The sequence below is a fragment of the Planktothrix tepida PCC 9214 genome, from assembly GCF_900009145.1.
Classification (GTDB): Bacteria; Cyanobacteriota; Cyanobacteriia; order Cyanobacteriales; family Microcoleaceae; genus Planktothrix; species Planktothrix tepida.
The window spans coordinates 182,761-198,521 of record NZ_LN889801.1; the positions used below are offsets into that span (position 1 = coordinate 182,761).

12 protein-coding genes are annotated in these 15,761 nt (G+C 37.5%); 2 read left to right on the forward strand and 10 right to left on the reverse strand.

Annotated elements, in window-relative coordinates; all coding sequences use genetic code 11:
• Positions 1 to 21 precede the first annotated feature (21 nt).
• Positions 22 to 1,014 (forward strand): DnaJ C-terminal domain-containing protein, encoded by a 993-nt coding sequence (locus PL9214_RS13620; RefSeq protein WP_072719345.1) that lies wholly within the window; start codon positions 22 to 24, stop codon positions 1,012 to 1,014.
• 62 nt (positions 1,015 to 1,076) lie between these two features.
• Here PL9214_RS13620 and PL9214_RS13625 read toward each other — a convergent pair whose 3' ends face one another.
• From PL9214_RS13625 to PL9214_RS13670, 10 genes are all read right to left on the reverse strand, one after another.
• On the reverse strand, positions 1,077 to 1,820 hold the full coding sequence (locus tag PL9214_RS13625) for a class I SAM-dependent methyltransferase (RefSeq protein WP_072719346.1): 744 nt from the start codon (positions 1,818 to 1,820) through the stop codon (positions 1,077 to 1,079).
• A gap of 48 nt (positions 1,821 to 1,868) precedes the next feature.
• Positions 1,869 to 2,990, reverse strand: a complete 1,122-nt coding sequence (locus PL9214_RS13630; protein WP_072719347.1) for an iron-containing redox enzyme family protein — start codon at positions 2,988 to 2,990, stop codon at positions 1,869 to 1,871.
• Positions 2,991 to 3,429: 439 nt separating this feature from the next.
• Positions 3,430 to 4,752, reverse strand: coding sequence for a four-carbon acid sugar kinase family protein (locus PL9214_RS13635; protein ID WP_072719348.1), 1,323 nt, complete (start codon positions 4,750 to 4,752; stop codon positions 3,430 to 3,432).
• 267 nt (positions 4,753 to 5,019) lie between these two features.
• A complete protein-coding gene (locus PL9214_RS13640; RefSeq protein ID WP_072719349.1) occupies positions 5,020 to 5,742 on the reverse strand; it encodes a hypothetical protein in 723 nt (240 codons plus the stop codon).
• A 134-nt stretch (positions 5,743 to 5,876) separates the two neighbouring features.
• Positions 5,877 to 7,448: a MotA/TolQ/ExbB proton channel family protein gene (locus PL9214_RS13645; RefSeq protein ID WP_072719350.1), complete on the reverse strand. Its 1,572-nt coding sequence runs from the start codon at positions 7,446 to 7,448 to the stop codon at positions 5,877 to 5,879.
• Between the two features lie 62 nt (positions 7,449 to 7,510).
• Positions 7,511 to 10,738 carry a tubulin-like doman-containing protein gene (locus PL9214_RS13650; RefSeq protein ID WP_139295052.1) on the reverse strand — a complete coding sequence of 1,076 codons (3,228 nt, stop codon included), beginning with the start codon at positions 10,736 to 10,738 and terminating at the stop codon, positions 7,511 to 7,513.
• A 21-nt stretch (positions 10,739 to 10,759) separates the two neighbouring features.
• Entirely contained in the window at positions 10,760 to 11,845 is a 1,086-nt protein-coding gene (locus tag PL9214_RS13655; protein WP_245824245.1) for a vWA domain-containing protein, read from the reverse strand.
• A 315-nt stretch (positions 11,846 to 12,160) separates the two neighbouring features.
• Entirely contained in the window at positions 12,161 to 12,853 is a 693-nt protein-coding gene (locus PL9214_RS13660) for a hypothetical protein (RefSeq protein WP_072719353.1), read from the reverse strand.
• Between the two features lie 121 nt (positions 12,854 to 12,974).
• Complete coding sequence (locus PL9214_RS13665) at positions 12,975 to 13,613, reverse strand: SLATT domain-containing protein (protein WP_072719354.1); 639 nt, start codon at positions 13,611 to 13,613, stop codon at positions 12,975 to 12,977.
• A 122-nt stretch (positions 13,614 to 13,735) separates the two neighbouring features.
• The gene (locus PL9214_RS13670) at positions 13,736 to 15,139 is read right to left on the reverse strand and encodes a sensor histidine kinase (RefSeq protein ID WP_072719355.1); all 1,404 of its coding nucleotides are present in this window, start codon (positions 15,137 to 15,139) and stop codon (positions 13,736 to 13,738) included.
• A gap of 143 nt (positions 15,140 to 15,282) precedes the next feature.
• On the opposite strand from PL9214_RS13670, the gene PL9214_RS13675 reads away from it, so the two are divergent.
• Complete coding sequence (locus tag PL9214_RS13675; protein WP_072719356.1) at positions 15,283 to 15,606, forward strand: DUF3155 domain-containing protein; 324 nt, start codon at positions 15,283 to 15,285, stop codon at positions 15,604 to 15,606.
• Positions 15,607 to 15,761: the final 155 nt, after the last annotated feature.

A 15,761-nucleotide genomic window follows, 5' to 3' on the forward strand; every position in this document is an offset into this window, starting at 1 on the left:
TCGTTAACCTAAATTTAACCTATGCAAAATTTTCGGAATTATTATCAAATTTTAGGGGTTTCGCGCGAAGCATCTGTTGATGAAATTAAGAAAGTGTATCGCAGACTAGCCAGACAATATCACCCGGACTTAAATCCTGGGGATAAGGAAGCAGAAGAAAAATTTAAAGATATTGGAGAAGCTTATAATATTTTATCTGATCCTGAAAAACGATTAGAATATGATAATTATAGTCAATTTTGGAAACAAAAAGGGTTTCAAGATTGGCAAAAAAATGCGTTTTCAGGAATTAAAAACTGGGGAAGTCGTCGGACAATTTCTCAAACTGAAGATGTAGATTATGGAGATTATTCTGATTTTGATACCTTCATTGATCAATTATTAGGACGGCGGCGGGAAGTGCGAACCGTTGACCCGAAAAACTCCCCTCAAATGACCTCCACTGACCCCTATGATTCTCCTCGAACAAAAGCAGTTTATAAACCCACTCCCCGCGAAACAAAACGGGATATTGAGGCGCGATTAACCTTACCGTTAGAAAAAGCTTATACCGGAGGAACAGAACGCATCCGTTTAGAAGATGGACGGTCTTTAGAAGTGGATTTACCCCCAGGAATGGTGAAGGGTCAACAAATCCGTTTGAGAAATCAAGGAATTAATGGGGGAGACTTATTTTTAAAAATTAATATTACTCCCCATCCCTTTTTTAGAATAGAAAAATCAGAAATTTATTGTCAAATTCCTGTCACTCCCACAGAAGCAGTATTAGGGGGAGAAATTGATGTTCCTACGTTAGATGGTTTGGTTAAAATGCGTTTACCTGCGGGGGTGGTATCGGGTCAACGGTTACGATTAGCCAATAAAGGTTATCCGAACATTGAAGGAGAACGGGGCGATCAATTAATTGAAATTCAAGTGGTTATTCCTAAAAATATTACTCCTGAAGAACGAGAATTATATGAAAAATTACGTCAAATTGAAACCTTTAAACCCCGTCAAAATTTAAAAATATAACCCGTAGGGTGCGATAGCTGGCGGGGTTATCATCTCGTGAGGCATTCTACTCCTGTCTGGTGTTATAACGCGGTCATAACCTTCAACAATTCTGCTGATAAATCAACATTTAAAGGATCTTCTTTTTTAAACAGAACCCCGGCTAAAAAGTAGATATTTTCAGAATAAAAGGCTTTCTGTTTTTTCTGAAGGTTTTCAATGGTTTGTTTAACTTTTGGTTCGCAACTATAGTAACCAAACTTTAACGGTGAAATCATAAAATCAACCACTTGATAACCCTGTGCTTGAGCATACTCAATAGTTTCTACCGGATTAGAATAAGCTGCAATCATTAATAAAACATTCTTACAACCCACTGTAAACAGCTTCTTTGTAATCGTAGCTCCATCAATTCCTCCATACAAAGCAGGCATATATAAATCATTATCAGGTGCCGGAAGATAAGGAGGATTTGCAATTAAATAACTCGCGGAACCAGGGGAAGCACTAAAAAAACATTCATTATGAATAATATACTTGTTTCTAAGCTGATATTGCTCAATAGTAGACCGAGCTAATTTACAAGCATCACTGTTTAATTCATAGCCATGAATACAGCCTTTAAATCGAGTTTTAAGTAAACAATTAATGACAGGACTTCCTTCACCCGTCCCAAATTCAATAATTGAGTCAAAGGGTGTACATTGATTTAATACCATTTTCTCAATACATTGAGAGTAAAATTGAGATTCTTCAGGACAGAAGAATACTTGATCAGGAGAATAAGATTCTGTAACTTGATTAGAAGGTAATAATCCGCTTTGCATGATGAATATTTAGAGATAAATGTTAATTGGAAATTGTTGAAAATTGAATTAGGAATTGCTAACCGATTTTTCTGCTTGTTTAACCGCTTTAATCACGGCATCCCCAGCCCGATCGCCCATCCATTTTTCTTGGTCATAACCGAGTAGAATTTGCCAAGCATCATTCGGATATCGATCCACTAACGGTAATGCCACTTTGTCTAACATCCAGCGACCATGACGTTCATCTTCGCGGATATGTAATGCCCAATACCCCATTGCCGTATCTGAAAGTTTGAGTCGTTCTGCGGCTAATTTATAATCGGTATAAATGGCAGGGCCAGCAATTTCAAAATAAGTTAAGCCCCCGTTATAACGTAAGAAATAACGCTTGCATTCTGTTAGGAGAAAATTATGATTAATTGAGGCTAAAACTTCCCAAGGAACAATGTTAAAATAAGCTTCTGGCTCCGTCTCTAACCCCAATTCTGCCATCATTTGAGCAAAAAAGGTTGAATGTTTTCGATTGAGACGACCATTGCCATATTCTTCGAGTAATACTAAGATTAATGTGGCTTGAACTTCGTTACTCGCACCGCCCAAAATCCGCGACATTCGACTGGCTTCTACTAATCCATCTAAAGAAGCGATCGCTAATAAATGTTTATACCCTTCCAGGGTCATTTCGTGCCGCAAATAATATTTATTTTCACTAATTGCTGGATTGAGATCAACCTCGCTCCGTTCATTTAACGCTTGCTTAATATCTTGTTGTTTGTATTCTTCCAAATCAAATTGGGCATTTTCCCAAGTTTGCCAAACTTCCTCAATGCGATCGCGCACCCAGTTTAAATAATAAGACCGTTCGTTGCTATAGTGCTTTAAATCATCATACCAAAACAAATTCAGCCGATTAATTCGATAAAGAATGCGTTGTAAAAATAAATGGGCTAAATCAATCTCATTATTGTTAACTTTTTCGGTATAAGCCCTTAATAAAGCGGTATTGAGTGTGACTTCAAAAGGTTGTACTAATTCTGGCTTAATACTGATTTTTTGATCGAGATTTTCTAAATTTAGCAGTTGAATAAAGTGTTCTTCTGCCTCAATAAAATTAACGGATTGAGAAAGTGAAGGCAGATGGGTTGATATCCCTTTAATCACTTGATCGGGACTCAAAGTTGCTGTCATACGATAATTCCTAAATTCGAGATTATTTCCTAACGATTAATTCTGACCTGAGCCAAGTATTAAGATTTGTTTCGTTAGCTCATCTCACTATAATCAAGTTTCAGTTCTTCCATGTTCTATCTATAGATAGAACATCAAGGAATAGCCTAAAAATAAACGATTTCAGCAAGATATTTGATGAATTTTTAAGATTTAAAGATGTATCAATCTCTTTCTAAAGATAGTTGAATTAATCGACTTTATCCGCTATTTTAAGCTGAATTGATCGAGAAAGATTCAGTTTCGTTGCTAAAATTTTTATGTCGGAATTCTGGGACTGGCTTGGATTTTTAAGAAGAAAAAACCATAGGCTTGTTAGTAGGGGTTTATGATTATTGGTAGATTAATTAAGTTTAATTAGGGAGTGGTGCGTGCGCGGAGCTTACGCACCCTACGGTTGTTAGGTTGGGGGTTGGGTTAAACGTCGATAAACCGTTGCTAAACCATCGGAGTCTCCCACATTTCCAGGGAATAAAACAACGGGTAAATTGGGGTATAAAGGATGGTTAGAAGAGGTTTTCACCATTGAACAACCTGCTAACACTTGACCGAGTAACCGTGCTGTTTTTAACGCTAATCCTTTACTTAAAACATCATTAGAAGTAATCCCACCTTTACTAATTAAAAATCCAATATCTTTCGGTAAACCTCGAACAATATCCATGAGTAAATCAGAGACTTTAATTCCAAAGGCTAACCGAGTTTCTACCGTGTCAAATTGTAATTCTTGACGACTGGTATAAATGACTGGGGTTTGACCCGCTTCATGAATAGCCTTGATTTGGTCTAAAATTTGCTGTAAGAGTTCCTGTCTTTGAGTCTCACTTTCTTCTAATAAATGGGAAACATCCACTTCAATCCCCACAACTCCAGGTTCTTGTAATAATCGTTCTAATTGTTGAGTTGATTTTTTAACATGAGAACCCATAATCACTACACCCGGTTTTCCATTTCGGGTATATTTTGCCATTTCTTCTGCGGGAATGGGTTGATTTCCCAATGCAGCTAAAGACGTTAAAATACTCGCCGCGCTGCGGAATAAAAAGCGTTTTCCTTGACTAGCGGCGGTAATAATATCCGAGGCGAATTGATCAAAATCGGCTTGAGTTTCACCATCGACAACCACACATTGATTGTCTGTTAAACGCATTAACCGAGGTAAGGTTCCTACCCGAATATCGGATAAAGAAAATCGTTCTACTTTTTCCGATGGAATCAAACCTTTGGTTTTTTCGGTGACATAATCGGGTAAATAACTATGTTGATAAGCAAAGACCGAATCCTTAGCAAATTCCGTTAAATGAACGGGGGTTTCTACACCATCAACGATTAAATAATGAATACTATTGCGGGTAATTCTTCCCCCTTCAAAAAACGCAGGAACTAGAAAATGAGCATCAAAGGGGCCAAGTTCCTCGGCGATAACATCGGTTTCGACAGGATAGTGACCCCGGAGAGTTGAATCAGAACGACTCACCACCATAAAATCCGTAATGGATTCGGCGGCGAGGGCTAATTTTAAATTTTGGGTGACTTCACGGGTAACAGAAGCGGCTTGTTCGGGTGTTAAAGCTCTAGTATTGGTGAGAATAAAGGAAATCGGAGATTGGTCAGCCAGTCCAATTCGCAGAGTATCCACATCCCACTGAGTCAGCAATAAGCAACTATGAACGGTTTGAGAACCTGTGGGGTCATCATCGAGAACAATAATTTTAGGTCGCATTGGAGTTCCCATCAAAATTGTGTTGAGGTTATTGGAGGATTTTTTGGATATTAAGAAAAGCCTACCATTGTTGACATCCTCTCCGCCGTGAACGGACAGAGATTCCATCTATTTAAGTTACAAAAATTGACAACTGCTTAAATTTTGGCGGGTTGACGCTTCTTTGGGTGCTGCTATCTTGAGATAGTCTTACGTTTCCTCCACGTCCGTTTAGAGTCTCCGTGCATCCCGCCGGCGACAGTTCCAGATTACTTTGGTATCACCCTATTAATATTGTTCAACTCCTGGGGGAGTAAAGCGAATTTCGATACGTCTTCTTGTTTCATCAGAAGCACGATTTTGCGACGCATATTGTCCTGAAGGTAAAAATAATTGTGCGGCTGAATAAGCTCTAAATTTTAACCCCTTTAAACGACCTTGTTCTTGAATAGCTTGGAGTTTTTTAACAACTGCTAAAGAGCGCATTAATCCTAAATCAGCATTGGAACCGGGTTTGAGATTTTTAACAGGTTGGTTCCCCTGTGCAACTTGTTCTAAGATTTGATCTAAATTACTAGCAGGATTAAAGGTTTCTTGACCATCAGTATGTCCAATTACATCCACTACATAACCTTGATAAACTTTAGAAAATTCCTCTAATTTTTCCACCACATTCCCTTCAATAAAAATTCGCAACCCTTCCGGTAAATCTGCCTTACCTGTCTCAAATTTTAAAGATCGCCCCTGTGCATCTCGATCAGAATCTTTAATCACAATGACTGGTGGAGCTTTTAATCGTTCAATTTCGTTTTTTAATGAACCAACTGTTAATTCTAAGCCTTTAATTTTCTGATCTTTTTCTTTTGAATTAGAAGTTAATAACGATGATTTAACAATGGCTAACAATAAAAACAAGCTCATAATTAAAAAAGCATTAGACATTAAATCTGTAAATGCTTGCCAGACATTCAAATCTTCCGATGAATTTTTAATTTGAGTCGGACGACGCATAATTTTAAACCTTTAATAATAATAATTACAAAACTTACCAACTTGTACCCAAGAAACCGGGTAACTAATATGAAAACCTGAACTCAGGATCAATCTCCTGATCTAGCCGAGAATCTCCAGCATCAGTCCTAAATTTATTTACTTTCCCAAAATTTTGGTTTATTTTTCTTAATTCCCGGATTACCGCTTTGTTCTTTTAAGAGTTTAAGTACCTGAGATAAATCAGATTTCATCTCAATAATATACTTAATATTAGGTTTAATTGCTGCTTCTAATTTATCCGCTAAGACTTGTGAATAGGACTGACTACTATTTGTTTGTTCTTTAATGAGCTTATTCATCATTTTACTTAAAGATTCTAGTTCAAAATTCACTGTATTTGTATAACTATTAAGGGTTTTAACTAAGGTTTCTAATTGTTTATGAATACCTTCTAAATGATCGGATTTATCAATAAGTTTGTTTTGGATATTCTCTAACGTTTGAGAACTTAACTCCAAGCTTTTTCCTCCTTGTTGCAGTTGAGGAATAATTTCAACTAGGGATTGTTGATTAATTTGATTTAACTCTAAAACTTGTAAGGAACTTTGATTAAGTTCACTTAATTTTGTTTCCGTTTTTAATAACTGCTCTGTAAAGATCTGAAGTTGATTTAATATTGTTTCCAAAGATTTAACCGTTTGAAATAAACCGAATGCTGAGTCAGAAAAATTCTTTTGATTCTCTCCAAAATCAGTAGCGATTATTGATAATTGTTTAGGAAATTCACTTTGTTCAAAACCTTGAGCAACTTGTTCTAATTTATCAGCCGTTGTGTTACTCACTTGTACCGCATTTGTAAAACTTTCTGTGGCGGTTTGAAACTCTCTAGCTCCCCTTTCTAACGTTCCTGTAGCATTGGATAATTGACTATAGACTTTTAGAGCTAATTCACTCGCTTCTACATTCGCTTTTGTAATTTGATGAATATTATCTCTCATGGCAGATTCCACCGCATCTCTAACAGTAATACCAAATCGATCTAAAAAATCTTTAAATTCACTCGACATTCCTTTAACAACTTTATCCAACCGAGTTTGACCATTTAAGGATGAATAATAAATATTATCGAGGTAATGTTCTAAAGAAACCGTTAAACGATATTTCGCTAGACTCGTATTCCATAAAAAGTTTAAAACAGTTAATAATGCACTACACAATAACCCAGCTAAACTGGTAATAAAAGCGATCGCCATTCCTTCTAGGGGTTGTTTTAATTCCTCTACTAACTGACTAACATCCGTTGCTTGACTTTGACTAATAGTTTGACTCAAAGAACCCAAATTGACCGTAATTCCAATAAAGGTTCCAATTAATCCAAAAGCCAGGAGTAAATTCGGAATAATTCGACACCAATATTCAATTTGTTCGCAGGATTTCCCTAAAACCTTTTCTTGGCTGTAGGCTTGATCAATCAAAGCCGCCGTGTTCACTTGTTCTAAATTTTGGCTGGATTCTGCAAAACTCTGTTCTAAAACTTGTACAATCGCAGGCGGGAGTTCAAGCTCCCGTTTATTGATAATCTGATAAATTTTATTCGCTTGAGTGGTTAAATGTTGATAAAGATTCCAGCGATAATAGAGGGTAATGATCGAGGGAATAAACACAAATATCCCGATCAAAATGATTAACAAAGGCGGTAAAGGAGGAAAAGAAGGAAACAACATAAAATATCCTCAAGATTGAACATGAGCTTAGATTCAAATCAATGTAACTAAATTAAAATGAGTTAACAACCATATTTCCGTAGAATTTCTTCTTTCTCAAATTCATATCCTTTTTGAGTAATGAACCCCTGATCTAATTTTTGTTTTAGCTGCCTTAATTTTGCCTCTAAACTGTCATCACTTTGGTTAAAATCTCTGGAATTTTCTCCACGCTTTACTAAAGCGGCAGAATCGTCATTAACCGATGTTGGTAAACTTCCAGTCTTAGTTAGACTTTCCTGAATTTTTCGACGAAAACGATTAATAACTCCTTCATGTCCTAAATTATTAATTGTACCCGGAGTCCCCACAACCGTTGATTTATAAAGATAATTAGGATTAGATTCAGGTAAATTATCCACATAATCCACAAATTGCTGTAATCTGGGTAAATATTGACTTTTCCAGAGATCAGGATTTTGACGAATCTGATTAATTTCCTCCTCTAATAACTCGTTTAACGTTTTCGTCATTTCTCGGTGATTCGCTAGTTCTTCTAACGCTTGATTCCAAATTGGGTTCAGTTCTGCTGTATAATAATAGTCTCGTAAATTATCGTAATATTGAAACTCTAAGCCTTGATTTTTAGGATTTTTAACAATTAACTGAAATGCTAAACAAGGATAGAAAACATCTTCCAATTCTTCCATGAGTCTAGCATCTGGGGGGATAATATCAGTAAAGGGGATCTGATAATCAGAATGACAAGTTGAGCCATCTTTATTTTGTTCTCGGATATAATGATTTCTGATTTCTTCTAAACCATTAATCAACCGTAAAGGAAACCCACCATATTCCCGAACAATTAAAATTTGATCTTCAGCTTGAGTCGGTTTTAAAGCCGTTGGGTCGATTCCCAAATCACGAGTCAGAGTCATTTTAAACTGATTTACTTCTACCTCATCGGTATCTTTAAATCCAATAAATTCTTTTCGTTTATCCGAAAGATTAGAAAAATAAGGATCACTCACATTTAAACGTAATAAAGGTTCTGCCTGCTCAATAATTTGTCCTAAACGGGTAGGACGAATTGACCCAGAATATTTTTGAATAAAACGCTTAATCACAGATTTAACAATTTGGTTACTCCGAGAACCAAATTCACCATCTATTTTTTGATCAATTTCTGTTTTCAGTTGCTCTCCAGTGGTACGATTAATTAAATAGCAGATCGATTCTCCTACCCCAGATGCCTCTGTAATATCTTTACTCACTAACACCAATGCAGAGCGAAACTCTAAATCAGGTAATAAGGTTTGATAACATTCTTCAATATCTTCTTGAGCAAAAATAGCTTCTCCACTCATTTCATTAAAATTAGAATTTATCAGATCATTTTGTTCTTTCTCATAATTCGTTTTTAAATTTTCGATCATCCGGCTAAAGGTGGCAACTTCAGTCGAACAATCTCTAACATACTTTTGCAAATCATTGACGATTTTTAATGTTTCTTGAGTTACTGCTAATTTGAAATTATGCTGAATTAACTGCATAATACTTTGAACAACGTTTCTCGCTAATCTCTGAATATCGGCATTTTTACGATTCAGTATGGGGAGTTCAATTCTTTGCTCTATCTCATCCATGTTCTGTTCTAAATCTCGCAATTTTTTCTCTAAGTCTTCATTTTTTTTCATTCCTTCCCCTTGACTAATTTCTTCCTCTAACTGACGTTGATAGGTGTTTAATTCTGTTTGCATCGCCTCTAACCAATCACGAACACTTTTAGTCGAAAATTTGGGATTGCTAGGGGTCATTAATTCCTCAATAAATTCATTAATATGATTTTTCAATTGTTGAGCGATGAGCGGTTGTACCTGCATTAACCGAGTTAACCAAATTCCTCTTGTTGTTTCCGTTTCTCCCGGCAGAACTTTTCTGAACTGTTCTCGTAATTCTCGTAATAAGTTGTTTTTTAAACTGAGCCGATCTTCACTATTTCTACACTCATTAATTTTTTGAATTAATTTCTCTCTGAATTTAGTTAAGGTCGTAGAAAAGTTTTTGCTCCCTTCTTGAACGCCTCCAGCAAGTCGTTCTTTAAACCCATCCCGTTGGATTAAATCGCTATACCAATTATATTTAATCAAAAATTGTTCAATAATTAATTGAGGATCGGGACTTTGACCTTCTCCATTTAACCAAAAATTAACCAATTTTAAACTAATTCGATTTAAGGCAATTTTTACGATAATTTCACGAGGAAAATAAATCGCAGCCAAGCCAAAGGTTAAATATCCTTGAGTATTAGGACGGGGATGATTATCCGATTGAATTAAATGGTTTAGTAAATTATCCCGCATTCCTTTAGCAACAGGGGCTAATTCTCCGATAAAATCTAACGCGATTTTATGGGCAATTACATTACATAATTTTTGTTGTTCTAAGATTGTATATTCACCGTTCGTTTCATTAGAAATTAAATAAGTATAATCAAATGGGGCGCGAGGTTCCTGAACAATTACCAAATTTTGCATATCATAACAAGCTTCAAATCGAGTCCCCGCACTGCTATAATAATTGAGTTCTTTTAAGGCTGCATAAGTATTAGCATTCATATAGGACGCATTGCTGTATAACTGTGGACTTACCACTAAATATCCGAGTAATTGCGTGCCTTTATCTCCATAGGATTTCCTTAAACTATAAGCAACATCTAAAAACATTCCGCTTCCTGTACCGCCACAGAGGGAACCAATCACAAAAATATTTAATCCGGGTTCAAGTTTTAATCTGGCTTTCAGTAAGGTTGCTTCATGACCCATTGTCCGTTTTGCTGCGGTTTCAATGACAGTTTTGATCTTTTGATAATTATGAAAAAACGCTAATCTTCCCACAGGTCGAATTCCTTTTGCTCCTTCTTCAACGGCTCTAATATTACGAAGTAATTGAGGCGGAAACCAGCGAGAAATATGATCAAACGGCCCAGAACGATTGGATTTAGAACGCTGTTCTACACCTCGCACAAAATTGGTTACTTCTGCGGAAGTTAAAATGGCATTTACTTTTTCAGAATCTCGAAAACTTAAATCAACACCCCGATAGGTATTACCTGTTTTTAAACTGGCGGACTGAGTGGCAGTTTTATCTGTGTCAATATGAACAAAACTAACAATTGGTAGTTCTGTTAAATCTCCATATTTTTCTACAATTAACCGCCGAATTCGCATTAAAACATCTCGTCCTGTTCCTCCTAATCCGATACAAATTGTGCGTTGAACTCCTTGCAGTTGATAATCATTAGCTTGCATGATAAATCCCTTTTGGTTAGTTTATTTTTGAATTTTAATGGTTAATCTGTAGTTTTTGGGAGGTTTAGGATTAGGGCAATTAAAATTTATCCTACTTCTGGTTATTTGGATTTTTTGATCGACAATTTTGTCTTGATATTCAATCCGGCTATTGTTCGTCGGTTCTAAATAAAGTTTTTCTCCTTTTCTGACTAAATAAGCCCGAACTTCTGCTCCAGGTAAATCAATGGTATCCTGACAACCAGATTCATATTCACCAATGGCAATTCTTTGATGATTACCGAGAGAGCAGGTTTGATCTGCTACCTGATCATCATCATCAAAATTAACCATCAGTTTCCATTTTTTATTCAAACGATAAATTTTAATTCCCATCCCGACACTAGCAAGAATTAAAATTCCTAAAATTAATCCGGGTAGCCATAACTGTTTCCATAAATAAGGAGAAACTAAACAAGTTTCTTTCTGTCCGGGGGTAGGAGTACAGAACTCTTGAACATTCGGAGGAATATCAACAATTGTTAGGTTATATTGTCGCTGTTCTTGAGTTTTAATCGGAAGCGATCGCTGATTTAAAGGTAATTGATTTAACCACTCTTGGCGCTGTTGTGTTTCTGGAGAAGTTGCTATTCGGAAAGGACTGTCTGCTGGGGTTTCCGTCCATTCTTCAGAGGTAGCAGGGGATTTTGTAAATAACGGTGCATCGGTAATCCAAACAATCGATTGCGGTTTAATCGGTTGATTCTGGGTTAAACGACATTGATTGAGATCTGCTAAACCCTGATAAATCGTTAACTCAGCTTTTTGAATATCGGTATTTTGTAATCTCAGGTCAGGCTGAAAGGTAATTAATTGTAAAATCTTTTCTACATCGGCTTTCCCTTTAAACTGAATTGCAGTTTCTAAAGTTAAAGGGTTGATCTCAGGTGTTGAAGGGTTAGTTTTTGTAGCAAAAGGCACAACATAAACGGTGTCTCCTGATTTTAAGCTATCTTCAACAATTTGACGTAAACGCAAATGACCTTCATCATTCAAACCGACGCTTTCCGTTAGGTCAATCGCCAGTACCACATCCCGTCCGCCATGTAGACGAGTGACTGATTCCAAACCGATTTTCTGGAAAGGCGTCAACGGTTGACCTGGTGCGACTGGGGTACAAATCTCACTCAAGATAGTTTACTTAGAAACTTATACAGTTCCTTATCATATCGTAAAACCAGGTTATCCAGAAGGGGTTGGGGTGAAACTTTTTTTACCCGTTTATTGGACAAGGGTTGACAATAAGTCGCCAGAATAGTGATTAATATAAGCTATTCAGTCTCTAATGGTGATGGGGAAATTGCCAATTCCTTGTAGTTGGAGCGTCCCCGCTCCCTAGAATATACACTTTAAATGTAATAGCAGCTTAGATTGATTTTTTTCCTATTCCTTGTTTCTGATTGTCTGTTGCTTGCGATTAGGGGAAATCTGTTGTTCCTGAAGTTGTTTTAATTGTTGATGAACGTCTGAAGCAATTTCAAAGGCTTGATACAGGAGTCTTCCTTGTTCTGTTGTGGGTTTTTCTGTTTGTAAGACCGTTAAGGCGGTGAAATTTGGATCAAAAAGTTCGGAATATTGCTGAATAAATTTTTGATGTTTTTTCAAGGTTCGTTCTATTTTTAATCCTTTAATTAATTCTGTTCTAATTAAGTTTAAAGCTGCAATAATAGCTTCTCGATTGTTTAATTTTCCAGGGGGATGGGCTATTGCATCGAGTTGATCATAAATTTTTAAGGCTTTAACAATGGCGTTATAACGCTCCACTTGATGACACAGTTTAACGAATTGGGGACGGGTTAAGGTATTCCACAGTTTTACACTATCCTCAAGAATTAATAGTCCCCCAATGGTTAAATAAATTATGATTAAAATTAAAGAGAGTTCTGGAAAAATTAAACTCCAAATCCAATAACTCATTAATAATAATAAAAAGATAAAAAAGGTTTTTAAACCTTCCCCTAATAATTTTTTAACGGTAGCTGGTCGGTAGAGTAACTTCTGATTAATACCACTCCAATGTTTGATTTCCCCTGGTGTAATTTCTAATCCTTCTAAATCAGATTGTGTGTTACCCATTGAAGATCTCCATCCCGTAGAAGTAGCTTTGGGTTGGTTTTAGGTGCTGATTCAAAACTGAACTCAAACCTGCCTCTACAGAAATTAAAAGGTGTTTAAGGGGATAAAATTTATTCTCCTTTCAAGAGGGCGCATCGGCAATATATTTGTCATACCCTCCAGCTTTCTTGATCTCATCAGGAATCAGTTTTTGGATGTCATTTTCGGTGCGGAGGGCTTTTTGATACGCCCATTCAGGACAAGCCGGAAGGGATTTTTTACTTTCACTATACACAGAATTTATCTGAACTAAATCATTCAGTTCTTCCTCGATGGGTCGGGGTTCTAAACGACATTTGAGTAAAAATGAATCATATTGATCGGCCATTTGTTCATAAACCCTGGAGGCGACTAAATGGGTATTCGCTTTACCATTGGGATCTAAAAAGGTTAATAACGGTGCAAGAATAGCGACTAAAACGGGAATAATCACCGCCACTAATTGATAATTTCCGCCTAAACTGGAGATGGCTTGCACACCAGCAACAGCCGCTAAAACGGTGCTGGGAATGCCAATATAAAGATGAGTTCTTGTCCAGCGAATGGAAACATAAATATGAGCTTGGCTTAAAACCCGACAGACGGTTTTGCGATCAAAAGCACGATAAATGATATCTTCCTGGGCAACATAAGAAAGTGGTTTACCTGAATTTTCTTCTAAAGGAACAGAGGAACTCACGGGGTTATTAATCAGATTATCAGGGTTACTGGATGCACTCATAGGCTTTAAACCGGGTACAATAAAGGTGTAAAAAATGAATCTTCAGACCAGTTTGTTGGGACTCCTAAGCTTAATATTGGCTTGGGGATGGAGACAACATCAGTTGAGAAAAAATAATTCTATCAACTTCTGTTCAATTCTTGATCAGGAGTAACACCCTTTAACCAAACGATAAATGTAGTTCCTCTAGGAATATTCCCCCGAGAAAGCATCTCCTTGGAGACCCAAACCGAATTAACAGGAGAGAACACTTCAATCTTTCCCTGCATTTGTTCGACTAAGGTTTTTGCGATCGCTAACCCTAACCCTGTCCCCGGAATTTCTGAACTTTCTTGGACACCCCGATAGTGACGTTCAAATAAATGGGTTAAATCTTCTGGGGGAATACCAGGGCCAGTATCACTAATGCCAATTCCCACTTGCAGGGGTTGGGATTTCCGTTTTGTAGTGAATCGAACTCGAAGACAAACTTTTCCCCCGGATGGCGTATATTTTAAGGCATTATCGAGCAGATTACTCAAGACTTCTCGTAAAGCTTTACGATTCCCTAGGATAACGGGTAATTGGGGGGGAAGGTCAACAAGACATTGAAGTTGTCGTTCTTCAGCGATAGCTTGGGTTGATAAAATTAACGGTTGCAAGACCTCGGACAATTCTAGGGGTTCGAGTTCATCCCAGGCGGGTAACAAGGTTAACACCGAGGGCGGAAAAGTCGCTTCTTCCCCAGGAGGAGTGGAAACCAAGACAGAATCAACGGTTAGGGGTAAGCTCAAATCAGGTTCTGTGTAGTCTAAAGTTTGATCAGCTTGTTGTAACAACTCTTGAATGCGATCGCTCTCTCGTAGAATACTATTGGCAATCGGATAATTTTTATCGTCCGGTAACAACCGCTTTAATAATAATTTTCCAAAGGTACGCACCGCCGTGAGGGGACTTTTGAGTTGATGAAAGATATTATGAAGGGCATCGGCTTGTTGCGCCTGTAGGTGTTGTTGTCGGCTTAATTGTTGTTGGAACCATTGGGAGCGTTGATCTAAAATACAACCCAGGGCTAAGGTATGGGCAATTCCTTGCAATTGGCCATATTCCTCTGGGTTCCAGGAACGATCATTGCGTCCCGTTACTAAAAAGCCTAAGACCACCTCTTCTTGAATTAAAGGTAACACCGTTTGACTGCGTTGTTGCCAACTTTCCTCTTCTTCTAGGGGTTGCTCTCCCTGTGCTTCGGCTTCTATAAAATCATTGATATCCACCGCAGGTAACAAAATCCAGGTTTTGGTAATTTCTTCTGTTGTTAACAAACGAGGTAGAGTTGAAGTTAACAGGGTCGGAAAGCGCATCAAACCCGGAATATCCAAATCTTCCAGGGAGGTTTCAGGATAAGTGGCGATCGGAATTAATTTCTGATGTTCCTCATCCACCCAAGCCTCAGCCAAATACACCACACTCAAGGACGCACCTAAACTCGCCGTCAATGACAATTGCGTGCGACAGAGTTGGACAAATTCAGAACTAGCTGTAAGCATAGGAGGAGGAGCCGGGGGATCAGTGTACTGATTTTGTATCAATCTATTAAAACATCTTGAAATTTTGAACTAAAACAGATATACTTCTTTCGGATTTTGTAGCTATATTTACAACCCGCCTGCTTAAAAAGGAGGTCAACAAGTTGGCTAGAAGACGTAAGCGTAAAAGCCGTCGTAGACAAGAAGGACGAAGAATTTTAGAATGTGTGCCTCAATATAGCATTTCCAGTGGCGAAGATAAACCCGTAACAGCGGCTCGCAAGTTTATCCATGCCGAGGGAATTATTCCCCCTGCTGTGCTTCTTGTCAAACGCAATGAGCATACAACAGATCGGTATTTCTGGGCTGAAAAGGGTCTGTTTGGCGCTCAGTATGTTGAAGAAAATCATTTTTTATTCCCCAGTTTAAAGCAGCTTGTGGAAAAAGCAACACCCCTATCTTCTGCTTCCGCCATCAAAAGCGTTTGAAGTTTAGATCCTGTGTTGAATATTCTTAATGCTTAAAGTAAAGGGTTTTCTAAATGCGGAACTTTTCTGGCGTCCTGAAACCGAGTGATAGCTATCATCAACATGAGCTTCTTCCTTAACTCAGATTAAGCCAGCACGACAGAAAAACCGGATAG